The sequence below is a fragment of the Streptococcus sanguinis SK49 genome, assembly GCF_000212815.1.
Classification (GTDB): domain Bacteria; phylum Bacillota; class Bacilli; order Lactobacillales; family Streptococcaceae; genus Streptococcus; species Streptococcus sanguinis_C.
Genome location: NZ_GL890985.1, coordinates 277324 through 302686, shown reverse-complemented (window position 1 = coordinate 302686; position 25363 = coordinate 277324). Strand labels below are relative to the sequence as shown.

22 protein-coding genes, 11 tRNA genes and 1 pseudogene are annotated in these 25363 nt (G+C 45.0%); 10 read left to right on the top strand and 24 right to left on the bottom strand.

Annotation, left to right across the window (positions count from 1 at the left end; translation table 11 throughout):
* The first annotated feature begins 79 nt into the window (after nt 1–79).
* The 5 genes from pflB (at nt 80) to HMPREF9380_RS09370 (ending at nt 6398) form a co-directional block, all read left to right on the top strand.
* On the top strand, nt 80–2395 hold the full coding sequence (pflB, locus tag HMPREF9380_RS09350; protein WP_002896602.1) for a formate C-acetyltransferase: 2316 nt from the start codon (nt 80–82) through the stop codon (nt 2393–2395).
* 159 nt (nt 2396–2554) lie between these two features.
* Entirely contained in the window at nt 2555–3331 is a 777-nt protein-coding gene (locus HMPREF9380_RS09355) for a threonine/serine exporter family protein (RefSeq protein ID WP_002901514.1), read from the top strand.
* 4 nt (nt 3332–3335) lie between these two features.
* Nucleotides 3336–3803 carry a threonine/serine exporter family protein gene (locus HMPREF9380_RS09360; RefSeq protein ID WP_002898388.1) on the top strand — a complete coding sequence of 156 codons (468 nt, stop codon included), beginning with the start codon at nt 3336–3338 and terminating at the stop codon, nt 3801–3803.
* Nucleotides 3804–3948: 145 nt separating this feature from the next.
* On the top strand, nt 3949–5127 hold the full coding sequence (locus HMPREF9380_RS09365; RefSeq protein WP_002931992.1) for a hydroxymethylglutaryl-CoA synthase: 1179 nt from the start codon (nt 3949–3951) through the stop codon (nt 5125–5127).
* Nucleotides 5124–6398, top strand: a complete 1275-nt coding sequence (locus HMPREF9380_RS09370) for a hydroxymethylglutaryl-CoA reductase, degradative (protein WP_002931990.1) — start codon at nt 5124–5126, stop codon at nt 6396–6398. The genes HMPREF9380_RS09365 and HMPREF9380_RS09370 overlap by 4 nt, the downstream gene beginning before the upstream one ends.
* A gap of 34 nt (nt 6399–6432) precedes the next feature.
* Here the strand turns inward: HMPREF9380_RS09370 and fni are convergent, their stop codons facing one another.
* The 8 genes from fni to gla form a co-directional block, all read right to left on the bottom strand.
* Nucleotides 6433–7440 (bottom strand): type 2 isopentenyl-diphosphate Delta-isomerase, encoded by a 1008-nt coding sequence (fni, locus tag HMPREF9380_RS09375; protein ID WP_002931988.1) that lies wholly within the window; start codon nt 7438–7440, stop codon nt 6433–6435.
* Nucleotides 7421–8440: a phosphomevalonate kinase gene (locus tag HMPREF9380_RS09380; RefSeq protein WP_002931973.1), complete on the bottom strand. Its 1020-nt coding sequence runs from the start codon at nt 8438–8440 to the stop codon at nt 7421–7423. The genes fni and HMPREF9380_RS09380 overlap by 20 nt, the downstream gene beginning before the upstream one ends.
* The gene (gene mvaD / locus HMPREF9380_RS09385) at nt 8430–9377 is read right to left on the bottom strand and encodes a diphosphomevalonate decarboxylase (protein ID WP_002931971.1); all 948 of its coding nucleotides are present in this window, start codon (nt 9375–9377) and stop codon (nt 8430–8432) included. Before mvaD ends, HMPREF9380_RS09380 begins: the two co-directional genes overlap by 11 nt.
* A complete protein-coding gene (mvk, locus tag HMPREF9380_RS09390; protein ID WP_002931968.1) occupies nt 9359–10237 on the bottom strand; it encodes a mevalonate kinase in 879 nt (292 codons plus the stop codon). Before mvk ends, mvaD begins: the two co-directional genes overlap by 19 nt.
* 150 nt (nt 10238–10387) lie before the next feature.
* Nucleotides 10388–11323 carry a serine hydrolase domain-containing protein gene (locus HMPREF9380_RS09395; protein ID WP_002931965.1) on the bottom strand — a complete coding sequence of 312 codons (936 nt, stop codon included), beginning with the start codon at nt 11321–11323 and terminating at the stop codon, nt 10388–10390.
* Nucleotides 11320–12054 carry a CppA N-terminal domain-containing protein gene (locus HMPREF9380_RS09400; protein WP_002931962.1) on the bottom strand — a complete coding sequence of 245 codons (735 nt, stop codon included), beginning with the start codon at nt 12052–12054 and terminating at the stop codon, nt 11320–11322. Before HMPREF9380_RS09400 ends, HMPREF9380_RS09395 begins: the two co-directional genes overlap by 4 nt.
* 95 nt (nt 12055–12149) lie before the next feature.
* Complete coding sequence (locus tag HMPREF9380_RS09405; RefSeq protein WP_002931961.1) at nt 12150–13433, bottom strand: hypothetical protein; 1284 nt, start codon at nt 13431–13433, stop codon at nt 12150–12152.
* A 63-nt stretch (nt 13434–13496) separates the two neighbouring features.
* Entirely contained in the window at nt 13497–14402 is a 906-nt protein-coding gene (gene gla, locus HMPREF9380_RS09410) for an aquaglyceroporin Gla (RefSeq protein ID WP_002898407.1), read from the bottom strand.
* 104 nt (nt 14403–14506) lie between these two features.
* On the opposite strand from gla, the gene HMPREF9380_RS09415 reads away from it, so the two are divergent.
* Entirely contained in the window at nt 14507–16792 is a 2286-nt protein-coding gene (locus tag HMPREF9380_RS09415; RefSeq protein ID WP_002931959.1) for a Xaa-Pro dipeptidyl-peptidase, read from the top strand.
* Nucleotides 16793–16836: 44 nt separating this feature from the next.
* Here the strand turns inward: HMPREF9380_RS09415 and HMPREF9380_RS09420 are convergent, their stop codons facing one another.
* Complete coding sequence (locus tag HMPREF9380_RS09420) at nt 16837–17241, bottom strand: hypothetical protein (protein ID WP_002931955.1); 405 nt, start codon at nt 17239–17241, stop codon at nt 16837–16839.
* A 192-nt stretch (nt 17242–17433) separates the two neighbouring features.
* Between HMPREF9380_RS09420 and HMPREF9380_RS09425 the strand changes: the two genes are divergently transcribed.
* The gene (locus tag HMPREF9380_RS09425) at nt 17434–17733 is read left to right on the top strand and encodes a YbaB/EbfC family nucleoid-associated protein (RefSeq protein ID WP_002919734.1); all 300 of its coding nucleotides are present in this window, start codon (nt 17434–17436) and stop codon (nt 17731–17733) included.
* Between the two features lie 116 nt (nt 17734–17849).
* Here the strand turns inward: HMPREF9380_RS09425 and HMPREF9380_RS09430 are convergent, their stop codons facing one another.
* A complete protein-coding gene (locus HMPREF9380_RS09430; protein ID WP_002931950.1) occupies nt 17850–19604 on the bottom strand; it encodes a glycerophosphoryl diester phosphodiesterase membrane domain-containing protein in 1755 nt (584 codons plus the stop codon).
* 90 nt (nt 19605–19694) lie between these two features.
* The gene (locus HMPREF9380_RS09435; RefSeq protein WP_002896624.1) at nt 19695–20189 is read right to left on the bottom strand and encodes a DUF536 domain-containing protein; all 495 of its coding nucleotides are present in this window, start codon (nt 20187–20189) and stop codon (nt 19695–19697) included.
* Nucleotides 20190–20490: 301 nt separating this feature from the next.
* Here HMPREF9380_RS09435 and HMPREF9380_RS09440 point away from each other — a divergent pair, with 301 nt between their 5' ends.
* Together HMPREF9380_RS09440 and HMPREF9380_RS09445 are read left to right on the top strand one after the other, a co-directional pair.
* The gene (locus HMPREF9380_RS09440; protein WP_002931949.1) at nt 20491–21666 is read left to right on the top strand and encodes a BaiN/RdsA family NAD(P)/FAD-dependent oxidoreductase; all 1176 of its coding nucleotides are present in this window, start codon (nt 20491–20493) and stop codon (nt 21664–21666) included.
* A gap of 44 nt (nt 21667–21710) precedes the next feature.
* A complete protein-coding gene (locus HMPREF9380_RS09445) occupies nt 21711–22166 on the top strand; it encodes an 8-oxo-dGTP diphosphatase (RefSeq protein WP_032907146.1) in 456 nt (151 codons plus the stop codon).
* Between the two features lie 31 nt (nt 22167–22197).
* Here the strand turns inward: HMPREF9380_RS09445 and HMPREF9380_RS09450 are convergent, their stop codons facing one another.
* Nucleotides 22198–22938 carry a MerR family transcriptional regulator gene (locus HMPREF9380_RS09450; protein WP_002931945.1) on the bottom strand — a complete coding sequence of 247 codons (741 nt, stop codon included), beginning with the start codon at nt 22936–22938 and terminating at the stop codon, nt 22198–22200.
* Between the two features lie 104 nt (nt 22939–23042).
* Entirely contained in the window at nt 23043–23789 is a 747-nt protein-coding gene (locus HMPREF9380_RS09455; protein ID WP_002931942.1) for a class I SAM-dependent methyltransferase, read from the bottom strand.
* Nucleotides 23790–24001: 212 nt separating this feature from the next.
* Between HMPREF9380_RS09455 and HMPREF9380_RS11975 the strand changes: the two are divergent.
* A pseudogene (locus HMPREF9380_RS11975) lies at nt 24002–24240 on the top strand (ISL3 family transposase); the annotation flags it as partial.
* A 150-nt stretch (nt 24241–24390) separates the two neighbouring features.
* Here HMPREF9380_RS11975 and HMPREF9380_RS09460 read toward each other — a convergent pair.
* From HMPREF9380_RS09460 to HMPREF9380_RS09510, 11 genes are all read right to left on the bottom strand, one after another.
* Nucleotides 24391–24474 (bottom strand) — tRNA-Leu (locus tag HMPREF9380_RS09460).
* Nucleotides 24475–24486: 12 nt separating this feature from the next.
* Nucleotides 24487–24558 (bottom strand) — tRNA-Gln (locus HMPREF9380_RS09465).
* Between the two features lie 13 nt (nt 24559–24571).
* Nucleotides 24572–24644, bottom strand: a tRNA-His gene (locus tag HMPREF9380_RS09470).
* Nucleotides 24645–24654: 10 nt separating this feature from the next.
* Nucleotides 24655–24725, bottom strand: a tRNA-Trp gene (locus tag HMPREF9380_RS09475).
* Between the two features lie 8 nt (nt 24726–24733).
* Nucleotides 24734–24814 (bottom strand) — tRNA-Tyr (locus HMPREF9380_RS09480).
* A 13-nt stretch (nt 24815–24827) separates the two neighbouring features.
* Nucleotides 24828–24900: transfer RNA gene (locus HMPREF9380_RS09485), tRNA-Phe, on the bottom strand.
* 5 nt (nt 24901–24905) lie between these two features.
* A tRNA-Met gene (locus HMPREF9380_RS09490) sits at nt 24906–24979 on the bottom strand.
* A 19-nt stretch (nt 24980–24998) separates the two neighbouring features.
* A tRNA-Ser gene (locus tag HMPREF9380_RS09495) sits at nt 24999–25088 on the bottom strand.
* A 7-nt stretch (nt 25089–25095) separates the two neighbouring features.
* Nucleotides 25096–25167: transfer RNA gene (locus HMPREF9380_RS09500), tRNA-Glu, on the bottom strand.
* A gap of 15 nt (nt 25168–25182) precedes the next feature.
* Nucleotides 25183–25256 (bottom strand) — tRNA-Ile (locus HMPREF9380_RS09505).
* Nucleotides 25257–25291: 35 nt separating this feature from the next.
* A tRNA-Gly gene (locus tag HMPREF9380_RS09510) sits at nt 25292–25362 on the bottom strand.
* Nucleotide 25363: the final 1 nt, after the last annotated feature.

The following is a 25363-nucleotide window of genomic DNA, read 5'->3' as shown; positions in this document are numbered from 1 at the left end:
TTGTGAAACCGATTACCGTATGATATACTTTACTTATAAATGTAACAGTTTATGTTGCTAGAATAAAGAGGAAAATCAAATGGTTGTAAAAACAGTTGTTGAAGCTCAAGATATTTTTGACAAAGCTTGGGAAGGCTTCAAAGGTGAAGACTGGAAAGAGAAAGCAAGTGTTTCTCGCTTCGTTCAAGCTAACTACACACCTTATGATGGAGATGAAAGCTTCTTGGCAGGTCCTACTGAGCGCTCACTCCACATCAAGAAAATCGTAGAAGAAACAAAAGCTCACTACGAAGAAACTCGTTTCCCAATGGACACTCGTCCAGCATCTATCGCTGATATCGACGCTGGTTACATTGACAAGGACAACGAACTGATTTACGGTATCCAAAACGACGAACTCTTCAAATTGAACTTCATGCCAAAAGGTGGTATCCGCATGGCTGAAACTACTTTGAAAGAAAATGGATACGAACCAGATCCTGCTGTTCATGAAATCTTTACTAAATATGTTACTACAGTAAATGACGGTATCTTCCGTGCTTATACTTCTAACATCCGCCGTGCTCGTCACGCCCACACTGTAACTGGTCTTCCAGATGCTTACTCACGTGGACGTATCATCGGGGTTTACGCACGTCTTGCTCTTTATGGAGCTGACTACCTCATGGCTGAAAAAGTTCGCGACTGGAATGGTTTGACTGATATTGACGAAGAAACAATCCGTCTGCGCGAAGAAATCAACCTGCAATACCAAGCACTTGGTGAAGTTGTAAAACTTGGTGACCTTTACGGAGTTGACGTTCGCCGTCCTGCCTTCGACGTTAAAGAAGCTATCCAATGGACTAACATTGCCTTCATGGCTGTCTGCCGTGTTATCAACGGTGCTGCTACTTCTCTTGGACGTGTGCCTATCGTTCTTGACATCTACGCAGAACGTGACTTGGCTCGCGGTACTTACACTGAATCAGAAATCCAAGAATTTGTTGATGATTTCGTTATGAAACTTCGTACAGTGAAGTTTGCTCGTACGAAAGCTTACGACCAACTTTACTCTGGTGACCCAACCTTCATCACTACTTCTATGGCAGGTATGGGTAACGATGGCCGTCACCGTGTTACAAAGATGGACTACCGTTTCCTTAACACACTTGACAATATTGGTAACTCTCCAGAGCCAAACTTGACCGTTCTCTGGACTGATAAACTTCCATACTCATTCCGTCGCTACTGTATGCACATGAGCCACAAGCACTCTTCTATCCAATACGAAGGTGTAACAACTATGGCTAAAGACGGCTACGGTGAAATGAGCTGTATCTCTTGCTGTGTGTCTCCACTTGACCCTGAAAATGAAGAACAACGCCACAATATCCAATACTTTGGTGCTCGTGTAAACGTGCTGAAAGCCCTTCTGACAGGTCTCAATGGCGGTTACGACGATGTTCATAAAGACTACAAGGTATTTGACATCGAGCCTATCCGTGACGAAGTTCTTGAATTCGAATCAGTTAAAGCGAACTTTGAAAAATCACTTGACTGGTTGACTGACACTTACGTAGATGCCTTGAACATCATCCACTACATGACTGACAAGTACAACTACGAAGCTGTTCAAATGGCCTTCTTGCCAACTTACCAACGTGCTAACATGGGATTCGGTATCTGTGGATTTGCCAACACTGTTGATACCTTGTCTGCTATCAAGTATGCAACTGTTAAACCAATCCGCGACGAAAACGGCTATATCTACGACTATGAAACAATCGGAGAATACCCACGTTGGGGTGAAGATGATCCTCGCTCAAACGAACTGGCTGAATGGTTGGTTGAAGCTTACACAACTCGTCTGCGCAGCCACAAACTTTACAAGAACGCTGAAGCAACAGTATCACTCTTGACTATCACATCTAACGTTGCTTACTCTAAACAAACTGGTAACTCACCAGTTCACAAAGGAGTTTACCTCAACGAAGATGGCAGCGTGAACTTGTCTAAATTGGAATTCTTCTCACCAGGTGCTAACCCATCTAACAAGGCAAAAGGTGGCTGGTTGCAAAACTTGAACTCTCTTGCTAGTCTGGACTTCAGTTACGCAGCTGACGGTATCTCATTGACAACTCAAGTATCACCTCGTGCGCTTGGTAAGACACACGACGAACAAGTAGACAACTTGGTTACTATCCTGGATGGCTACTTCGAAAACGGTGGTCAGCACGTTAACTTGAACGTCATGGACTTGAAGGACGTTTACGACAAGATTATGTCTGGTGAAGACGTTATCGTTCGTATCTCAGGTTACTGTGTAAATACTAAGTACTTGACTCCAGAGCAAAAGACTGAATTGACTCAACGTGTATTCCACGAAGTACTCTCTATGGACGATGCTTTGAGCTAATAAACGACTAAGGACTTACAAACCATTTGAAAGAAGATTGGAAATCTCCAATCTTCTTTTTTGTATTTCAGACTTCAAATGACTGCCAACTTGATGAAATTTTTCAGAGGCTTTATGGTATAATGGTTCTATTGCTATACTAGGAAAAGGACTGGGGAAATGACAGAGAAAGGTATCAGGGAAGAAGCCAAAGATTTCAATCTGGCGGTAGATGTCATTATGCTGGCTGGGACACTGCTGCTACAGAGCGGATCCGAGACTTATCGGGTGGAAGACACCATGATTCGTATCGCTCATTCGCAAGGGATCATCGACTGCAATGCCTTAGCAATGCCAGTGGCTATTTTCTTTTCGATTGAAAATACAAATGTTTCACGGATGAAGCGTAATCTCAAGACCAACTACAATATCGAGAAGGTCTGCGATGTCAATCAGGTCTCCCGTCAGTTGGTAACAGGAGAAATTAGCCTTCAAGAGGCTTTTGATGAGCTGAATCGCCTCAAAGTCAAGGAGCTGCCCTATAACAACAAGCAGCTGATTGCTGCCGCAACGCTCAGTGCTCCCTTCTTCTCCATCATGTTTGGCGGAAATTTCTACGATGCTTTGGGGGCTGCCATTGCTACCTTCTTTGGCTTTGCCTTCTCTTTGTATGTGGACAAATATATCCGCATTCCTTTTGTGACAGCTTTTGCCGGTGCCTTTGTCTTCGGACTGCTGGCTCATATCTGGACGCGCTATTCCGGTTTTAACTCCACAGATGATTTGATTATTGCGGGTTCTGTCATGCCTTTTGTCCCTGGCATTGCTCTGACCAACTCTGTGCGTGACATCATGACCAACCATATCAACTCTGGGATGAGCAAGCTCTTTGAATCGCTCCTCATCACTCTTGCTCTCGGTGCAGGTACCTCTGTCGCCCTCCTTATTATGAAATAAGCCTATGACAATCTTGACTTTCTTACTGCAAGCCGTTGCCAGCCTGCTGGCCATCATTACCTTTTTAATCGTTCTAAACGTCCAGCGTAGTATGCTGATTCCCGGCGGAGTGCTGGGCATGGCTATTTGGCTACTCTATCTCCTGCTCAAAGGACCGACCAATGTCATTATAGCAACCTTTGTGGCTGCTATCATTGGTTCCTGCGTCAGCCAAATTCTCAGCATCATCTACAAAACGCCCGCTGTTGTTTTTATTTTGGCCATTCTAGCCCCCTTGGTCCCAGGCTACATTTCCTATCGGACGACTGCCTTCTTTGTCACTGGTGACTACAGCCAAGCCATGATTCACGCCACTCTGGTGGTCATTCTGGCCTTGGTCATCTCGATTGGCATGGCCAGCGGCACCGTCGTACTCAAGCTCTATCACTACTTGAAAAAGCGCCAAAGCAAACTCACAGCAAACAAACAGTAGAACCATCTGCTGTTTTTATTTTGGAAAATACATCTTAAGCCTGATTTAGCTGAGATTAGATGTTTTTTGTAAGAGTTTTATTCCTAAGTATGGTAAAATAGTTTTCGGAATATACTAGAATAAAAGGATTTAAAGAGGTCTTATAATGACATTCGGAATCGACAAAATCGGTTTTGCGACCAGTAATTATGTCTTAAAATTAAATGATTTAGCGGCAGCCCGTGGGACTGACCCAGACAAGCTTAGCAAGGGGCTCTTACTCAAGGAACTAAGCATTGCTCCTCTGACTGAGGATATTGTTACCTTGGGAGCGGCGGCAGCAGACCCCATCCTGACAGCAGAGGACAAAGAAAAGATTGATATGGTCATAGTGGCTACTGAGTCAGGGATCGACCAGAGCAAGGCGGCAGCCGTTTTTGTCCACGGCCTTTTGGGTATCCAGCCTTTTGCCCGCAGTTTTGAAATCAAGGAAGCCTGCTATGGAGCAACTGCGGCACTGGACTATGCCAAGCTCCATATCGAAAAACATCCAGACAGCAAAGTTTTGGTGTTAGCTAGCGACATTGCCAAGTATGGCATTAACACACCTGGCGAACCAACGCAGGGAGCAGGAGCTATTTCTATGCTGATTAGCAGCAATCCTCGTATCCTCGCTTTCAATGATGATAATGTAGCTCAGACACGCGATGTCATGGATTTTTGGCGCCCAAATTACTCGACAACCCCTTATGTCAACGGCCTCTATTCAACCCAGCAGTATCTGGATAGCTTAAAGACAACTTGGATGGAGTACCAGAAGCGCCACAAGCTAGCTCTCAAAGATTTTGCGGCCTACTGCTTTCACTTGCCCTATCCAAAACTTGCCCTTAAAGGCCTCAATAAAATCATGGATAAAAGCCTGCCTCAAGAGCAGCAAGATCAGCTTAGAAAGAACTTTGAAGCCTCTATTCTCTACAGCCAAAAGGTTGGAAATATCTATACAGGCTCCCTCTTCCTAGGTCTTCTGTCTCTTTTAGAAAACTCTGACAACCTCAAGGCTGGCGATCGAATTGCTCTCTTTGGCTATGGCAGCGGAGCTGTCTCTGAAATCTTTAGTGCAAATTTGGTAGAGGGCTATGAAAAGCATCTATCCAAGACACGCCTAGAGGAATTAGACCAGCGTCAGGCTCTTTCCATCCCGGACTACGAGCGCATCTTTTTTGAAGAAGCTGAGCTGGATGCGGAAGGCAATGCCAGCTTCTCTGACTATGAAGACCAAAGCTTTGCTCTGGCAGAAATTGCAGAGCACCAGCGTAAGTACATCAAAGTTGAGAAATCATCATGAAAGTAAACTGGACTGGATTTTCTAAAAAAACTCCTGCTGAACGGCTGCAGATGTTGAAAGAAAAGGGACTTTTACAAGATGAACATTGGCAGCTGCTAGACAGTCAGCAGACTTTGCCTCTGGAAACAGCCAACCAGATGAGTGAAAATGTACTGGCCACTCTGGCCCTGCCCTACTCTCTGGTGCCAGACTTTCTGGTGGATGGTAAGACCTATCAAGTTCCATTTGTGACAGAAGAGCCATCTGTTGTAGCAGCGGCTAGCTTTGCGGCTAAGATTATCAAACGTTCAGGCGGATTTGAGACGGAGGTTCACAAACGCCAGATGATTGGGCAAATTGCCCTCTATCAGGTCGAAAAGGTCGACCAAGCCATCAAAGATATTCTCAAAAAAAAGAAAGAGTTGCTGGAACAGGCCAACCAAGCCTATCCATCGATCGTTGCCCGTGGTGGCGGTGCTAGAGATCTTTGGCTGGAGCAAAAGGATGACTTCCTCATTTTTTATCTGTCTGTAGATACGCAGGAAGCTATGGGAGCCAATATGCTCAACACCATGCTGGAGGCCCTCACCCTTCCTCTGAAAGATCTGACTGGCGGTAAGAGTCTGATGGCTATCCTGTCAAACTATGCAACAGATAGTCTCGTAACAGCCCGCTGTGTCATCGGCTATCGCTTTCTCAGCCGGGATACGGCCGAGGCGGAACTTCTTGCGGATAAAATGCAGCTGGCCAGCAAATTAGCCCAGGTTGACCCTTACCGGGCAGCTACCCACAATAAAGGTATCTTTAATGGTATTGATGCTTTGGTGCTGGCTACTGGAAATGACTGGAGGGCTGTAGAAGCCGGTGCCCATGCCTATGCCAGCCGAGAAGGAAGCTACCGCGGCCTCTCTACTTGGACGGCAGACCCAGACAAACGCCAGCTTCATGGTCAGATGACCCTGCCCATGCCCATTGCAACTAAAGGAGGTTCCATTGGCCTCAATCCCGCAGTGGCAGCCAGCTTTGACTTGCTGGGGCAGCCTCAGGCCAAGGAATTGGCTTCCCTCATCGTTTCAGTCGGATTGGCACAAAACTTCGCCGCCCTCAAAGCCCTAGTCAGCACTGGCATCCAAGCCGGTCATATGAAATTGCAAGCCAAATCTTTAGCATTGCAAGCTGGAGCCCAAGGCGAAGAAATCGCTGCTGTAGCCAGTTGTTTAACAGTCAAGAAGACTTTCAACCTCGCTACTGCTCAGGAAATACTAGCTGACTTACGAAAACAGGACAAGTAAAAAGGCCTTAATGGCCTTTTTTTATGTCTTTATGCTATTTAATCTGTTCATGAGCTTCTTTTAGCCGACCGTAGAGTAGATAGGGTACACTCTTTAATTCTTGCAAGTTTCGGCAGGACAGGGCGCACATGATGAGGTGCAGATCCGATTTCCAGCCTTCTACAATATCAATAACCTCTTCCGCTGAGTGATTTTCCACCAAGTCCAGCATAGTGCGAGAGAGACCGACCGCCTTGGCTCCTAAGACCAGAGCTTTGACCATATCCAAAGGATGGCGGACACCTCCACTAGCCAAGAGTTCGACCTCATCACGCAATGGCTGAAGCACTAATAGGCTCTGCAGAGTAGATTGCCCCCAATCATTGAGGTAGTCACGATTGCCACCCCGCTGATTTTCAATATAGGCAAAGCTAGTGCCGCCCCGGCCGGAAATATCAAAAGTCTGAATCCCCAAGGAGCGCGCTTCTTCAACAGTAGAGCGATCCATGCCAAAGCCAACTTCTTTAAGAATTAGAGGAAGATCCAGCCGCTGACTATAATCAGTCAAGTGCTGGCGCCAAGAACGAAACTCTCGCTCGCCCTCTGGCATCAGCAATTCCTGCATGAGATTGACATGGACCTGCAAAAAGAGGGGATGCAAATCAGCTACTGCCTGCTGAGCGGCTTGAAAAGGCTTGTCCAAGCCGATATTGGTAGCCAGCAATAAATTAGGCCGACCAGTCGCCACCCGATAGGAAGGATCAGAAGGATTTTTCAAGGCTGCGCTGTAAGAGCCAGTTACAAAAAGAAGGCCGCAACTTTCAGCTACTTGAGCCAGCTTTTCATTGATTTGACCGCCTTTTTGGCTGCCGCCAGTCATGGCATTGATGTAAAAAGGAAACTCCCAGTCACGGCCTGCAAAGTGAGTAGATAGGTCAATCTCTGCCAAATCATACTTGGGCAGAGAACGGTGAACCAATTCCATTTCATCAAAACTGTTGTAACCCGGACGCTGCTCTAAAGCGTATTTGATATGGTCATCCTTACGATTCTGGCTCATCATGGCCCATCCTTTCTCTGTATAATAGCTCAATGTCAGCTTCTTGCCAGGCTTGAATCAGTTGGTTGCTAGATGTGGCATCAAAGCTGAGAGCAATCCCGCAGTCGCCACCGCCGGCACCACTGCTCTTAGCCACACAGTTCAGTCCCTCCGCTGCTTCCTTTAGGATTTTCATCCTATCTGTATAGATAGCTGGGCTGAGCCTTTCTAAGAGCTGGCTAGCCTTTTCCAGACTAGACTGAATAGCAAGCTTCTCTCCTGCTAGTAAAGCCCTCTCCAAAGTATCAACTTGCATCCTACTGCCTGTCAAAAAGGACTCTGAAATAGCTGATTTGACCTGATTGACCAAGTCCTTAGAAATCGCCGGCTGCTTGGTCCAGCCAACTAGAAAATCCATGGCTAAGCAAGGCTTAATACTGCGAATTTCAAAACCCCAATCCTCTGCTAGTAATTGCTGTAAATCAACTTTGTCCATACGCTTGCGGACCAGCTCTCTATCAAAAGATTGGTAGTAAATCAGGTCTTCATAAGCAATGCAGGCTAGATCTCCCATGGAACCATTGTCTCCGCGCCTGAGGAGGACGTAAGAAGCCAGCTTAAAGAGTAGCTCTGGCTCTAAGTCCAGCTCATAAAGTGCTGCCAAAGCCTTAAGTGTCAGAATAACAACACTACCGCTGGAGCCAATCCCGAACTTCTTGCCTTCTCTTTCCATCTTGCCACTAATCTTCAGAGAAAAAGGCTGAAGTTGGTAGCCTAAGGCTAGCAAATAAGTGTTCATAACCCCTACCGCCTCCTGAATCAAGGCATAATCAGGGTCTGACTCTAGGTTAGCGCTGTGTTCAAACATATCTGATGTCAAGCGATAGGCGGAGGATGCCTGGATTTCCGCCGTCATATAGATAGGAATGGCCTTGATAATGGCCGGCTGACCTGCCGCCAGCACTGCATATTCACCCGCCAGATAGAGCTTGCCGCAGGTTTGGACTCTTGCACTAGTCTTCATCTGACAAGTCCTTTGTTTTGGAGACGATAAGCCGGTAGTCCTTCTCAAAAATAGCCACCAGATGGTCTAGGTCTTCCTCCAAGCAGAGGACCTTGACATTTGGCCCTGCGTCCATGGTAAAGTAGCAACGCTCGCCCTGCTCCCGCAGCTTTCTGACAGCATCCATAGCTTGGTAGGACTCCTCTGTCAGATAAGAAAACGGCGGATAAGCTTTTTCTGTCGTGGCATGCATCCGAAGAGCATTTTCCTCCGTCAGCTGACCAACCTTAGCAAAATCATTGTCTTGCAAATAGCCTAGCATGGCCTGATAATCCAAGGCAGACTGGGCAATCCAATCTGGGAAAATGGTGGAAGTTTTGGCACAGAGCTCCATACCGTCGCGGCTGGAAATAGGCTTTTTCTCATCGTGCAGAACCAGCATAATCATGGCTAGCTTCAAATCCGTCTTGACTGGATAAATGGCCCCGCTGTCCTTATCCCAGGCCGCTAGCGGACCAAAGAAAGACCGAGCAGAGGACCCTGAAGCAAACTTAGCCAGCTGAGCCAGCTCTTGCGTCTGATAACCCGTCTGAAAATAAGCATTGCAGGCCTTGACTAGGGCAGACAGACCACTGGAGCTAGAAGACAGACCCGCTGCAGTCGGCATATTGTTGCTGGTATCAACGCGGACAAAACCATCTTCTGGAGAGCGGAAACGGTCAATAATCTTACTGATTTTGGCATGTTCTGCCGGGCTTTGCAGCTGGCCGTCAATATAAAACTCATCTTCAGTCGCTGTATCCGGCAAAGGACTCAGTTGCGTCTCGGTATACATATTTTCCAGTGTCAGTGAGATACTGCTGGTAGACGGAATCATCCTTTCTGCATCTTTCTTCCCCCAATATTTGATAATTGCAATATTGGCATAGGATTTGACACTTACAGGCTTTCGATCCATGTGTTAATGGCCCCTTTCTCTCTCAATAAGGCGGCTAAGGCCTCCGCCCGACTTTTTTCTCCTACAAGAGCAATGACACAGCCACCCAGACCACCGCCGCTCATTTTAGCTCCCAAAGCTCCGTTTTCAAGAGCTGCCGATACTAGCTCATCTGCTTTCTGGCAAGAAACCCCTAGCTTGGCTAGCTTCTCATGAGCCTTGGTCATAGCTTGTCCCATTGTCATCAGGTCCTTGATAGAAATGGCTTTCTCAAGGATTTTCGTTAAATTCCCCAATTCCTGAAGCAAGGGAAGAGCCTTTTGACCCTGACTTTCTACAGCACGGATAGCTTCGCGGGTATGACCGTGAATGCCCGTATCTGCAATGACTAAAAAGGCATCCAGATCCAGCTCAATTTCACTGAAACCGAAATTGCGGATAAACTTAATAGCTACATCACTGAGGCAGGTCTTGGCATCAAGGCCGCTGGGATTCATATGGGCAATCATCTCCGCCCGATTGGCTAGAATCTCCAGTGTTTGGCCATCCAGCTCTTCCTCAAAGTAGTCAAAGACCGCCCGAATGGCCGCAATACTGACTGCGGCTGAAGAACCCATTCCCCTCTTCTCAGGGACCATGGACTCCACCTGACAGCGAATCTTAGCTCCCTGTCGGCCGAGATGTTCTAGACAGGCAAAGACAGCCATAGACAGCGTATCCTCGGCGTAGAGGGTCCAGGCCCGCTCAGACGGAAAGACCTGACAGGTCACTTCAATGCGATTAAGAGGTAGGGAAATGGCTGGATAGCCGTAGACCACCGAATGCTCTCCCATTAAAATAATTTTACTATGTGCCTTGCCGACACCGATTTCTTTTGTCATATTCTTCTCTTGTCTGTAGATTCTCTCTATCTTATTTTAATATACTTTGGCAAAAAAAGCGATTTTTATTAAGAGAAAATCACTGGGGCTAGAGACCGATATTAATATAGGTAGACATGATAAAACCCCGGAGCTTGCAGCCGGAGTCTTTTAAAGTTCTCTTCTTATCAGGTCCATCAGCTGGTTACGATCCAAGATCCATTGAGCCCGCTCGTCTTTTTCATAGGTCCGGTTGGATAGGAAAATAGCCGCCTTTTGCTCCTTGCGATTATACATAATAAAGGTTCCTGTGTAGCCAGTGTGATCCAGCCAGCTGCCCTCTAGATTCCAAGCTAGACTGCGTCTTTTGCCTGACTCCTTGGAAAAATTCTGGGTCAGATTGGCCGCAAAGTCACCCTGCAGATAATGCTCCAGAAATATTTCCAAATCCCTGAGAGTTGAAAATAAGCCCGCACTGCCAGCATGGACACCCAGCACACGCGCCTTAGGGTCATGAACCTGACCATCCTTGACACCGCGAACGGTCGGCACAGCTCCTGGAACTGGTCCAAAACTAGTCTCAGCCAAACCCCAAGGCTGGAAAATCTGACTTTGAAAAATCTGATCCAAGGACTGACCGTAGATCTCTTCCAACATAAAGCCCAAGAGCAGAAAATTCACATCCGTATAGCGGAAAATCTTATCTTCAAGCACTGTCAAATGATTGAGTGCTGCTTTCAACTCGGGAGCTGTCAGCTGATCACGATTGGGAATAAAAGGATCCAGCCCAGATGTGTGGGTCAAGAGCTGACGCAAGGTCACATCTTCTCGATGGAAGGCCGGATAGTAATGCTGCAAGGGCAAATCCAGCTCCAGCTTGCCTTGCTCATATAAAAAGGCTGCCAGAGTCCCAACTCCGACCACCTTGCTGACGCTAGCCAAGTCATAGACCAAACCCGCTTGAGTGGTCTTCCCTTCTTGCGGATCAGCTAGACCAAAGTAGAATTCCTGCCACCGGCCAGCTTGGTACAAGGCCAGACTAGCACCGGGATAGATACCATCTTTTAGCTGTTCTTTGATTTTACTGATGATGTTTTCTAGAGTCATGCTTCAAACCACAATTCAATCTTACTAAAATCCTGACTCAGCAGGAACTTATCTGACTTGGGTACAAAGACCTCGTGTCCTTCAAAGATAGGACGCAGCGCAGCGGTTTCTAAACGATTGACTTGAGCTTTGAGCATAGTCAAGTCCCAAGTTAGGGCATTGTCTGCCTGCAAGTCTTGACCCTCTGCTTCTATAAAGGTCAGAAAGTCCAGCGCATTTTCAATCTTGCTGTAAAATTCTTGGGCTTCATTGGCATTAGGTACACGAATTTCTACCGTCTCTATCTCAAATTGGCTAAGGCCGATGAAGTCCTCTTGCTTTTCAAAGTCAGGCACCGCCGTGACTGCTTGCAGATTTGCTCTATTCTCTTCTGCATGCAGAAGAACTAGATCGCCCTCTGGTGACAGAGATTCAAAAGCATAGCCTTTCTCTCCTTTATACAGCTTAGTCCAAGCAGGCTTTTGAGCCAATAGCGACTCGATTTCTTTAGCATCTGCAACCTTGACAACGATTCTGGCTAATTTTTTAGGACCTTGGACTCGCCGCGACCGCATACTAGGCGATTCTTCCAGCTGCAGTTTCTCAGTCTTGGTCTGATCTCCCAAGGACAGAAAAGCAGCTTCCTCTAAAAGGGCCTTCATGCCCAGCTGATTTACAAAAAACTCTTGATTTAAATGACGATTATTTATCTTTAATACAGGGATAATTCTAATAATATGATTCGCGCTCATAATTCCTCCAAACCATTTTATTGTAATGGATTTTCATCTTTTTGACAAGAAATTATGCGCAAATAAACAATTTTTAAAACTAGAAGGCCTTGGCTTTATTGGTAAACGGTCTGAGCAATGACCAAACCTCTAGCGGACTCAAACTCGTACTGCAGATAGGACTGGTAGGTACCGGGCGCGATAATACCACGAATATCCAGAGTATCTGTCCCAGCCTGCCCAATAATCGAATCTGCTAGCAGGCAACAGTTGGTCGACAGGACAAAATACGTCTTGAAACGACTGGTTTTAAACTTATACAGCTGCGCTCCTAGTTCATGCTTCAACTTGTAGGAGTATGTTGGCTGGCCATTTTTCAGTTCTGCTGGCGGCTCCCATTCTACTAACAGCTGATCAATTTCAGCCAGGCGCTTCTCAACCGCCTCTTTCTCCTTATCTGTCAAAACCAGAGAATAACCAAAGAGTGTTTTCTTGCTTTCTTTTTTGCAAAGCTCAATATAAGCGTCTTTAGGAACCTTGAAAAGAACACCGTCTCCAATCATGCCCTTGCATCGCTCAGAAAAAACATCATAGCTGCCATAAGAAATCACTTGTCCCTGATAGCAAATATCTACATGACCAATGCCCCCTAATAAACTTGTCTTTGAAGTATGGACCAAGACCTCTAAGTCCGCCTTTTTCTCTCTATTCTTAACAAGACTATAAACATTTTTACGATCAGAAGCAGTATCTCCCTGAATCAGTCGATTAAAGTGTTCCAGATTTTCTACCGGAATAAAGGCTGCAAAAATAATAGGGAGGTTAATACGAATTTGCCTACGCAGCCGATGTTTTTCACGGTCATTATCAAAAAAGAGGCCATCCCGGATATTGGACATTCCCAGCATCATCAAATAGATTCCTAAAATCAAAAACTGCAAGTTTCCCTCAGTCGCAGGCGAAAGAATACTGGTCAGCCCAATTCCACCATAGAGAACGGTATCAAATAGATAGCGCAAGCCGCCCTTGACATGATTTTGCCGATAAAGGAGATAGGTCACTCCGTAAATACCGGCAGTCAAGAGCTGGTAGCTACCCAAACTGATAATCACAATATTGACAGGCACATCACTGATTCGGTTGAGCCAGCTGATACCCATAGCGACTGCAATCTGAAGCAGACTATGCCAGACAGCCCCTTCTTTCTTGCGCGTAAAAATATGAAGAACAATATTTACCAAGCCAACAACTGTCAGATAAAGCGAAATAAAATCGAAGGCCAGCTTGGTAAATCTGAAGCCATTGACAATGATAATCAGGCCAAAAACAAGGGCTAAAAAACCAAAGAGTAAGGTTCTGCGGCCACTGACCTTATGAAATTTTGATACTTGCATCTCCATCTTTACCTTCTCTATCGTTCGAAAAAAGAGTTGAGGAAATCCCCCAACTCTGATCTTATGTGCTTATCCGTAGATTGTTTTAAACAAGAGGACTGCTGTGATACCTGCAAGAATCGGTGCCACAACTGGAACCCAAGAATACCACCATTTTGAATCACCCTTGTGTTTGCCCAAAACAGATTCTGGCAGGATGAAGTGGAGGATACGAGGTCCAAGGTCACGAGCAGGGTTCAGTCCAGGTCCAGTAGGGCCTCCCAGTGAGGTTACCAAAGCCATTACCAAGAACCCAAGTGCTAGGTGAGCGACTGAAAGGCTACCAACTTGGAATGGTGCAACTTGATCTTTAGCCTGAGATATTGCAGCAGCAATCTGTTCTTTAGGAACTGAAGTCCCTTGTGCTGCCATCTGAGCAGCTTGTGAATTGATAGTTGCTTCAGCTTTGCTCAACAATTCTGCTCCAAAGAAGTTCTTGGTCAAGCCCATAGCCGCAAAGAAAAGAACAAAAGAACCAACAAATTCATTGATAAAACCATTGAACAAGGCTGCTTTACGTGATTCAGGCGTGCCATGATCTAAGCTAGAGATAGTTGAGAAAGTCCCTAAAATATTATTAGGATTCTCTGTTCCCAAATAGTAAGGACGATGAGTCGCAACTACCAAGGCCTGTCCGAAAATAGCTCCTAAAAGCTGGGCTGCAATGTACGGCGCAACCTGTGACCAAGGGAAATAACCACTGACAGCCAGTCCCAGAGTAAAAGCAGGGTTGATATGGTTACCAGACACATTACCAAACATCAAAGCTGGAATCATAACCCCCATACCGTAACCAACAGCGATGACTAACCAACCACTCTGATGCCCCTTGGTTCCTTTTAATTCAACGTTCGCAACAGCTCCATTTCCCAAAATAATGAGAATAGCTGTACCCAAAAATTCTGTGGCATATTTAATTGCCCAACCGAAATCCATTTAGTGATACTCCTTAAATATTTTTTAGACAAAGTCTATTTTATCAAGTATAATGGATAATGTAAAGGTCATTTTTTATAAAAATAAGAAAAAGAGGGAAGAATATGCGTTTTAATCAGTATAGTTATGCAAAAACGAAACGGGAAAACATGTTGACAGAATTAGCTGAATTAGGCTTTTTTTATGACAGCAATCGCTCTGATAAGGAAAATCTTGAAGATTTTCTCCGCACCAGCTTTTTCACTTATAAAAATAAAGATTATCCCTTGAAATCCTGGGTTGCTGACAGCCAAACAGATCTGCTGAGCTTTTTCCAGTCTGACAGAGAACTGACGGCGTCTGTTTTTTACACTGTGGCCTTTCAGCTGCTTGAGTTCTCGCCCTTTATTGATTTTACAGATGTTGAGGCCTTTCGCAAAGAAACGGGCTTTCCCATTACATTTGGAGACTTATTGGAAAATCTCTACCAGCTGCTCAACACTCGGACAAAAAATGGCAACCTCTTAGTTGATAAGCTAGTCAGCGAGGATTTGATTCCTGAGGACAATACCCACCACTACTTCAACGGTAAGAGCCTGGCAACCTTTTCCAGTCATGATGCTATCCGAGAGGTAGTTTACGTGGAATCACGTGTGGATACTGATCAAGACGGTCGTCCGGATCTCATCAAGGTCAGCATTATCCGTCCTCGTTACCAAGGGAAAATCCCTGCTGTCATGACCGCTTCTCCTTATCATCAAGGAACCAATGATCCTGCCAGCGACAAGGCGCTTCATGATATGAATGTGGACTTAGCAAAAAAAGAGCCCCATCAAATCACAGTACAAGATCCTAAGCTCAAATTGCTCCAACTAGATTCGCCGGCTCCTACCCAAGAAGTCTCTGAAGCCGAGGAAAAATTAGGTCATATCGGCACCTACACGCTCAATGATTATTTGCTGCCCCGCGGCTTTGCCAATCTCTATGTGTCTGGCGTAGGAACTAAAGACTCTGAAGGACTGATGACCAGCGGCGACTATCAGCAGATCGAGGCATATAAGAACGTTATTGATTGGCTCAATGGCCGCTGCCGAGCCTTCACCGACCACACTCGCCAACGGGAAATCAAGGCCACTTGGTCCAACGGAAAAGTGGCTACGACCGGTATCTCCTATCTGGGCACCATGTCCAACGGACTGGCAACGACTGGCGTAGATGGACTGGAGGTCATCATCGCCGAAGCTGGGATTTCTTCTTGGTACAACTACTATCGCGAAAACGGCCTTGTCACAAGTCCTGGCGGCTATCCAGGAGAGGATTTTGAATCCTTGACCGAACTGACCTACTCTCGCAATCTGAGGGCTGGTGACTACCTGCGTCATAATGATGCTTATCAGCAAAGCCTAGAGCAACAGCGCAAAGACCTAGACCGACAAACCGGAGATTACAATCAATTTTGGCATGACCGCAACTACCTGCTCCACGCAGATAAGGTCAAGGCCGAAGTCGTCTTCACCCACGGCTCTCAAGACTGGAATGTCAAGCCTCTCCATGTCTATAATATGTTTCGGGCTTTACCGCCCCACATCAAAAAGCATCTTTTCTTCCATAACGGTGCCCATGTTTACATGAACAACTGGCAGTCCATCGACTTCCGTGAGTCTATCAATGCTCTGCTGAGCAATAAACTTCTGGGATGTGAATCAGACTTCGAACTGCCAGCAGTCATTTGGCAGGACAACAGTCAAGCTCAAAGTTGGCTGACCTTGGAAGACTTCGGTGGACAAGAACAAAAACTTCAGCTCCAACTAGGCCAAGACTGCCAATCTATCCAAAATCAATATCCAGAAGAAGACTATAATCGTTTTGCCAAAAACTACCAAAGCTTTAAAACTGAGCTTTTTGAAGGTAAGGTCAACCAGATTACTCTGGACTGGACCTTGGAAAAGGACCTCTTTCTCAACGGAGCAAGCCAGCTCAATCTTCGACTCAAATCCAGCACCGATAAGGGATTGATTTCTGCCCAATTGCTAGACTTCGGACCAGCTAAGCGCCTCACACCAATTCCTACGCCTATTGAGCCTAGAGTCATGGACAACGGCCGCTACTATATGCTGGACAATCTGGTTGAACTGCCCTTTGCCGAAACGCCTCATCGCATCATCACCAAAGGTTTCATCAACCTGCAAAACCGAACCAATTTACTGACTGTCGAAGAAGTAACACCTGACCAATGGCTGGAATTTTCCTTTGAACTGCAACCAACTATCTATAAGATGAAAAAAGGCGACCAACTGCGCCTTGTCCTCTACACTACGGACTTCGAGCATACCGTTCGTGATAAGAACGACTATCAGCTGACGGTAGATTTGGAGCGATCTAGTATTGAACTTCCCTTTACATTTTATTAGATCAAAAATGTAATGAAAAAAGGCACATCTTTTGTGCCTTTTTCTTATCGATTCATGTATTTTTCTGCATATTTCTCGTAGTTTGGAACTTCCTTACGATTCATAGCTAAAATCATCTCTCCGTTTAGATAGTCATCATCTGAAGACGGCTGGAGCAAAATAGCAATATTCTTATCAGCATCTGGGAAAACAATTGAATATTTTTGCTTCTCGATCTCAATAACTACATAATGAGAATTATTCTTAAAGCCTGTAGCAACTTGCTTATACTCTTTCTCTTTATCCTCAACAACTACCTTTTTATCTGTAAATTCCGTAGTATTTATATCACCATAAGCTCCCTGAACGTTCCACTTCCCTTTGATACTAGGTGTACCATTACAGCCAGCTAAGAGAAAGAGAGGTAATAAAAGTCCAAGAAACAAAAGTTTCAATTTATGTTTTTTCATCCGAAAATACTCCTAAATAATATATAAATTCTCAAACATTTTACCATAGTATCGCCTTTCTTGTCAAACTCACTGTAAATCAATATCAAAATATCATTATACATTCTTGCCACTTTTCCAAAAAATGATATAATTTGAAGAGTGAAGATTACCGAGGGCTTGGCCCTTGCGAGAGAAAGGAAAGAAAATCTTATGATGAACATGCAAAGCATGATGAAGCAAGCACAAAAGCTTCAAAAACAAATGGAAAAAGGACAGGCAGAACTAGCTGCAACAGAATTTACCGGCAAATCAGCCCAAGATTTAGTCGTTGCTAAACTGACTGGTGATAAAAAAGTAGTCAGCATTGACTTCAATCCAGCCGTTGTGGATCCTGAAGATTTGGAAACTCTGTCAGAGATGACTGCGCAGGCCCTGAATCACGCGCTGGCTCAGATTGATGATGCTACTCAGAAGAAAATGGGCGCTTTCGCAGGCAAATTGCCATTTTAAGCAAGATAAATAACCTTCCAACTTGACTAAACATAAGTCAAGCAATACTCGAACCAGCAAAAAAGACTGAAGAATCTCAATCTTTTTTGATTTATAGTCGTTCCCTCACCAGTCCACTACACAAAATTAAGCAAATCAGCTGCCTTACTCATCAAAAGCAGGGCATAGTCGGGTTTGTTTTGCAGCTCCTTGATAGAGCTCTGCACCAGCTCCAAATCGTCGGTAATCATACCGTCAACACCCAAGCGGAAGGATTTGCCAATGCTGTCTGCATCATTGATGGTCCAGTCATAAAGCTTCTTATCCGTCGTCCATAGCTTATCGACAAAGTTTTCATCGAGGGTCGAGTACTCCATCGTATAGCCAGAAGCCTGTGTCCGTGGGAAAATAGTATTGTAGGGCAGGATAAAGAAGGTCGGTATGCTCTCATCATACTGGACTGTCTTGTCAATAACCTGATAATCCAAAGACTGAATCTGATGGCCATAAACCTTGATATTGGCTCCGTATTGGCTAAGGAAACGGTCCATCATATCGTCTGAGTCCAAGCTGCTGGTCTTGATTTCTATCAAGAGTCTCTGGCCCATCTGATTGGCTCGTTTGAGATAAGCATCAAAGCTGGAAATTTTGGCAGTGTGTCCATTTTCTGAAATATCTAAAGCCGTCAGCTCTTGCAGAGTCAGCTCTTGCGGTCTGGCATCAACGCCGGCCAAGGCTTTTAGATTGGCATCGTGCATCATGACAAACTGGCCATCCTTGGTCTCCTGAACATCCATTTCGATATAATCTGGCTTGAGCAGGGCGGTTTTCTCTAGCGACTCAACTGTATTCTGGACACCATTTCCCTGCGAAACCCCACGATGCGAGATGGTCAGAGGGACATTTTCCAAGGGCAGATTGAGATAGACAAAGCCTTCAAGGGCAAAGACAGAGCTAGTGACCAAAAGGATAAACCAGCGCATGATAGGCAGGCCTTTCCTGTAGCGATATTCAGACAGCTTACTGTCTGTCAGAAAAGCCACAAACTTAATCAGAAAGTAGGCTACCATGAAGTAATAAGCCAGCTTTATGAGGCAGTAATTGACAACCGCTGCTATCAAGGCTATCTGATTGGACTGGCCATCCGCATACTGCTGCAACACTAAAATCGGAATGCTGCTTAAAAGAAAGAAGAGAAAGCTCTTGGCCAGTATCCAAAAGAGCTGCCAAGTATAGCGAATCAAGTGCCCCTTGGTCTTCTCCAAACTATACCTAATCGCGTCTCGTAGGCGGAAATGCTCAAAAAAGAGCTTGGGCAGGGCAAACATTAGTCGGACAGCTATCAAAAAAAGCAGAAAACCTAAAGCATAGATTGATAATTTCATCCATAAGGCCGTCTTGAGATAGGTCACGATAAATTCTGGAATCAGAATTTTATTCAAGTAGTAGATTTTGAGAATTTGCCGCAGAAAGGGAAAGATAAAGCCCATATACAGTGCAATAAAGAGGACCTTGCTGGGCCTAGCGTAGCGAATCAGCGAGCCGCTGTCTTTGAAACTTTTCTTAATGAACTGAAAGGCGCTGCGTTCTTCCTCGTCCAGAAGATTGCGGAGTCCCATAAATATCAGTCCAATCTGAAAATAAGCGATAAAGAGATTGGCCGCAAAAAGCGCTAGAAAGGCTAAGCCAACCCAGACATTTGAAGTCAGAACTTTAAAGGCATTCGTATAAGATAAGAAGAGGTAGCCTGTCTGCTTGAGCAGAGTCTCTGCTGCAAAGGAGTTAAAAGGCACCCAAGCCAACTCCATGAGCATAAAGACTGTGAAAAAGAGCAACAGGATTTTATCAAGATTGCGATAGAGACGTAAAAGCCCCAGTCTTTGTGATTTCATTTTCCTCCTTTATGTTGTGAACAATACAAAACTTGCTAAAAAGCGATTCTTATTTAAAACAAGGTTGAGACAGATGTCCCAACCTTATTTTTATTTTCCAAATAAACGTGCCCAGAAGCCCTTGCTTTCTTGCTCCTGCACCTTTTCCTTGGCTTCATCTAACTCCAACAGCAAGGTTTCACGCTCATTCATAGCCTTAGCTGTTAGCTGCTGCTGCTGGTCCAGCTGCTTGTCCTTTTCAGCAATCTGGACGTCCTTGATGCGCAGCTGCTCATCTTTCTTAGCTAGCTGGCTGTCCTTGGCCTTAAGCTGCTCATAGAGACGCACAATCTCAGCATTTTTTTCATCCACCAAGATTTCCATCAGCTCACGTTGCTTCACATCTTCGCTAACAGGTTCATCTTCAAAAATAGTTTTCTTATAAATCTCTTCCAGCTTAATCAAGCCGCTGCGGGTCACCACCGTGACTCCTTTTTCGTTCTTTTCCGTATCTTCTGGCGGCAGTGCCTTGACACGATTGTTAATCGCCTGGCGGCTAACTCCAAGAATCTCGGCTAACTCGCTGACTGTCTTTTCAATTGCCATAATTTCCTCAAAAACTTTTTCTAGTTTGTAGATACCTAAATCTTATCATATCAAGCCTTAACTGTCAAATTTCACAATATTTTTTGAGCCTGACTCCTATCTTTTTAGCCCTTTTTTATGATACAATGAGACAGATTAGTCTAGTAAAAGAAACGAAAAAATCGAATGAATTTAGAAATCTAGATATTCTTAGCTGTAGTCTTCCAAGAACGTCTATAAGACAGCAAAAGCCTGCTCACCAAGGAAGCGCAAGATTTCCAACTAACAGATAAAAACTACTCTCCATGAAAGGAAAAGATACATGAACCATTTCGACACAATCATCATCGGCGGAGGACCGGCTGGCATGATGGCTGCCATTTCCAGTTCTTTCTACGGACAGAAAACCTTGCTTATCGAGAAAAATAAACGACTGGGTAAGAAATTAGCTGGTACAGGTGGCGGTCGCTGCAATGTGACCAATAATGGAGATTTGGATGACCTCCTGGCTGGTATTCCTGGTAACGGACGCTTTCTTTACAGCGTTTTTTCCCAGTTTGACAACCATGATATCATCAACTTCTTTACAGAGAACGGCGTCAAACTCAAGGTCGAAGACCACGGACGTGTTTTCCCTGTGACAGACAAGTCCCGCACCATCATCGAAGCTTTGGAAAAGAAAATTGCAGAACTGGGTGGCACTGTCATCACCAATACCGAAATCGTCTCCGTCAAAAAAACTGATGAGCTTTTCACTGTCAGATCCAGCGACCAGACTTGGACCTGCCAGAAATTGATTGTGACGACTGGCGGAAAGTCCTACCCTTCAACAGGCTCGACAGGCTTTGGTCACGATATTGCCCGACACTTCAAGCACACGGTGACTGACCTGGAAGCTGCTGAAAGTCCTCTTCTGACTGACTTTCCTCACAAAGCGCTTCAGGGGATTTCGCTGGACGATGTGACCCTCAGCTATGGCAAGCATGTCATCACCCACGACTTGCTCTTTACCCACTTTGGCCTATCAGGTCCGGCAGCTCTGCGCTTGTCTAGCTTTGTCAAGGGCGGTGAAACCATCTATCTGGACCTTTTGCCACAGATGAGTCAGCAGGCTCTGACGGATTTTTTAGAAGAACATCGGGAAAAATCCCTGAAGAACTGCCTGAAAATTCTCCTGCCCGAGCGAATGGCAGACTTTTTTGCCCAACCCTTTCCCGAGAAAGTCAAACAACTCAATCTCAGTGAAAAAGAGGCTCTCATCAAACAAATTAAAGAACTGCCCATCCCTGTCACTGGCAAAATGTCCCTGGCCAAGTCCTTTGTAACCAAGGGCGGAGTCAGCCTCAAAGAAATCAATCCCAAAACTCTGGAAAGCAAACTCGTTCCCGGACTCCACTTTGCTGGAGAGGTCCTAGACATCAATGCCCACACGGGCGGCTTCAACATCACATCTGCCCTCTGCACCGGCTGGGTGGCAGGGAGCTTGCATTATGAGTGATGGCTCATATTTATCCATTCAGGTCAAACAAAAGGAATAAGCAAATGAATCGACTAGAAAATGTAGAATTCGTCAACATGTGCATGATTTATGACGGAGAAAAAGTTCTCGTACAAGAACGAGTCAAGTCTGACTGGCCCGGCATCACTTTTCCTGGCGGGCATGTAGAGCGCGGAGAATCTTTTACCGATGCAGTTATCAGAGAAGTCAAAGAAGAAACTGGATTAAGCATATCCAAACCCCAACTTTGCGGCATAAAGGATTGGTATGATGATAAAGATTTTCGTTATGTCGTCCTGCTCTATAAGACAAAGCACTATTCCGGTGTGCTGCAATCCTCAGACGAAGGAAAGGTCTGGTGGGAAGATTTTAAAAATCTGTCCCATTTAAAGCTAGCAACAAGTGACATGTCTGATATGCTGCGTGTTTTTTTAGAAGACGATTTAAGTGAATTCTTTTACTATAAAGACGGTGACGACTGGCTTTATGACTTGAAGTAGAAATAAATAGGCTAGGAAATTCCTAGCCTATTTATTTCGCATTTGTTCGCACATAAGCTGCAATCACATCTGCTGTGTACTGAGCTGTGCCAACTCCAAATTTATCTATGTTTTCTTTAAACTCTGGGTTATAGACATAGCCTTTACCGATATGACCGAATACTTCAATAGAGCAGTCAAAACCATAAGTGCGAATGGCTTGTAAGAGACACGCTGCCTGCTCCTGATTTTCTGCTGCTTCAATCGGCAAGCCTTGTTGCATATTCTCTGCCAGACTTTGAAAAACTTGATTGAAAGCTGCGGCAGATTCTTCTTCCCGTCCATTTTGACGAACCAATGCTTCCGACATGACTTCTTGACCGTATTCTTCGACAGCTTCTTGATGATATTTGTGATTGTCTTCATAGGTAAAACCTGCGAATTTTTCTTTCATTGTCATTTTTCTTTCTCCCTTTTCATCTTGGATGGTTTTTTGTAAGGTGGAAATCAAGGTGTCCAAGCGGTCTCTTTCCTGCTGCAAATACTCTAACTGCCTAACCAGATGCGGCAATAAAGCCTGTTCATCCTGACTCAGCAGCTCTGCTATTTTCTCCAAAGAAAAACCCAGATACTTATAGTAAAGGATGACCTGCAACCTCTCTAAATCAGCTTGGCTGTATGTCCGATAGCCATTTTCTGATTTGGCGGGGACTAACAGTCCGATTTTATCATAATGATGCAGGGTTTTGACAGAGACACCCGAAAGTTGTGCAGCTTCTTTGATATGGTACATGATAGACCTCCTTACCACTATAGTATAAGCCCTGACCAAAGGTCAGGGTCAAGCTTTTTTAGAAATTTTTTTAAACCGCTTTAGATTTTCCAAAGCGGCTAGCATTATTTACGAGAAACCATAGCAATAAATCCCAGTTTTTCTTGATTCTTTTGGAACATCTTAAACATCTTCATAAACTGGCCGTAGTTCTCTTTTTTAAGGGCATTGAAGCAGATTTTCAGAGTGCCGCCCAGTCCTTCGTCATATATCATCCCTCGAAGACTCATCAAGGTCATTTCACCGACAAAGGTGTCTACACGATCAAAAGCGTGAGAGCGGGCCAGCTGAATCCAAGAACCTTCTGTCAGAGGACCAACATTGACATTAATCGCACGAGATAGCTCTTCCCGGACATTCTCATCTTTTTGTTTGAGAATGACATCGTGTGTGAGGAGCACTCCGCCTGGCTTCAGCACCCGGTAGTACTCATCCATACATTTGGCCTTCCCCTTATCCGTCTGCATGGTCAGCATGGCTTCATTGATAACAATATCAAAAGAATTGTCATCATAAGGCAGCTTCATAGCATTTGCCTGCTCAAATGTGACGAGCTCACCAACACCAGCCTTGTCTCCATTAAGTCGCGCCTGAGCCAGCGCAGCCTTATCTAAATCAACTGCAGTAATCTGGCAACCATATTTTTTCGCTAATTCAATCGTTGTAGTTCCCATATTACAGGCGACTTCTAAAACCTTTTTATCGCTAGAAAATTGCCCTTGCTCTATCAACCAGTCGGTTGCAAGCTTACCTCCAGGGCGAAGACGTTTCTTTCCTAATTTTGCTAAAAATTTATGACCTGCTTCTACCATTTCCGAACCCCCATAATTTTGATTGGTTTCATTATAGCATAAAATAATATATTTTCAGATAATTCTTAGGATAATTAAAGTTAAAAAATAATGCCTATGATTTCTGCAGTGGGTAAAACCACTGTAGAAATTAAAAAGCTCTTTTGTTCTAGAAAAAAAGTCCCATAAGAGCTATAATGAAAAGCGACTAAACCATCATTAGAAAGACTCTTATGGAACAATTAAAAATTATCAAAAACTTAATCGAAACTACAGACAAAAACATCATAATCTTGAATTATGTGGCATCTGATGTACATAAGAAATCATCGCTAAGCTAGATTAGCTTGCTCCTATATGCTCTCACTGTCAAGAACAACTAGCTAAATATGACTTCCAGAAAGAATCGAAAATACCTTACCAAGAGTGTTCGGGATACAAAACACTGATTCGCTTAAAGAAACACCATTACCTATGAAAGCTTGAGAGTCACAACTTTAGACACTACTACGGCATCACTAAGAAGCTCTTTCTTTTTTAGACAGGACTTTCGTAACCACTACAGTAGGAAAAGAATCAAAAACAAAAAAAGAAGCTAAAACGCTTCGCTAAACTTAAGCAATACCGGCGGCCGGGGTCGAACCGGCACGTCCTTGCGGACACTGGATTTTGAGTCCAGCGCGTCTGCCAATTCCGCCACGCCGGCTCAAGTTTTTAACTGGGGTAGCTGGATTCGAACCAACGCATGAGGGAGTCAAAGTCCCTTGCCTTACCGCTTGGCGATACCCCAATAATAACAAATAGGCGAGTGATGGGGATCGAACCCACGCATGCCAGAGCCACAATCTGGTGTGTTAACCACTTCACCACACCCGCCATATTTAAACACGGGCAGTAGGAATTGAACCCACACTGAAGGTTTTGGAGACCTTAGTTCTACCTTTAAACTATGCCCGTAAAGGTTATGGAAGGGGAGGGATTCGAACCCCCGAACCCGAAGGAGCGGATTTACAGTCCGCCGCGTTTAGCCTCTTCGCTACCCTTCCGATTATAAAATTATGGCGCGAGACGGAATCGAACCGCCGACACATGGAGCTTCAATCCATTGCTCTACCAACTGAGCTACCGAGCCAACTATTGCGGGAGCAGGATTTGAACCTACGACCTTCGGGTTATGAGCCCGACGAGCTACCTAGCTGCTCCATCCCGCGTCAATACTATTCGTCCCTAAGGAGGATGTGGGATTCGAACCCACGCACGCTTTTACACGCCTGACGGTTTTCAAGACCGTTCCCTTCAGCCGGACTTGGGTAATCCTCCAAATATATAGTCCGTACGGGATTCGAACCCGTGTTACCGCCGTGAAAAGGCGGTGTCTTAACCCCTTGACCAACGGACCATAATACTATTGAAATGGGCACGAGTGGACTCGAACCACCGACCTCACGCTTATCAGGCGTGCGCTCTAACCACCTGAGCTACGCGCCCAAGTTCGAAAAAACTTGGTATGAACTTTCGTTCAAAGCGGGTGACGAGAATCGAACTCGCGACAACAGCTTGGAAGGCTGTAGTTTTACCACTAAACTACACCCGCT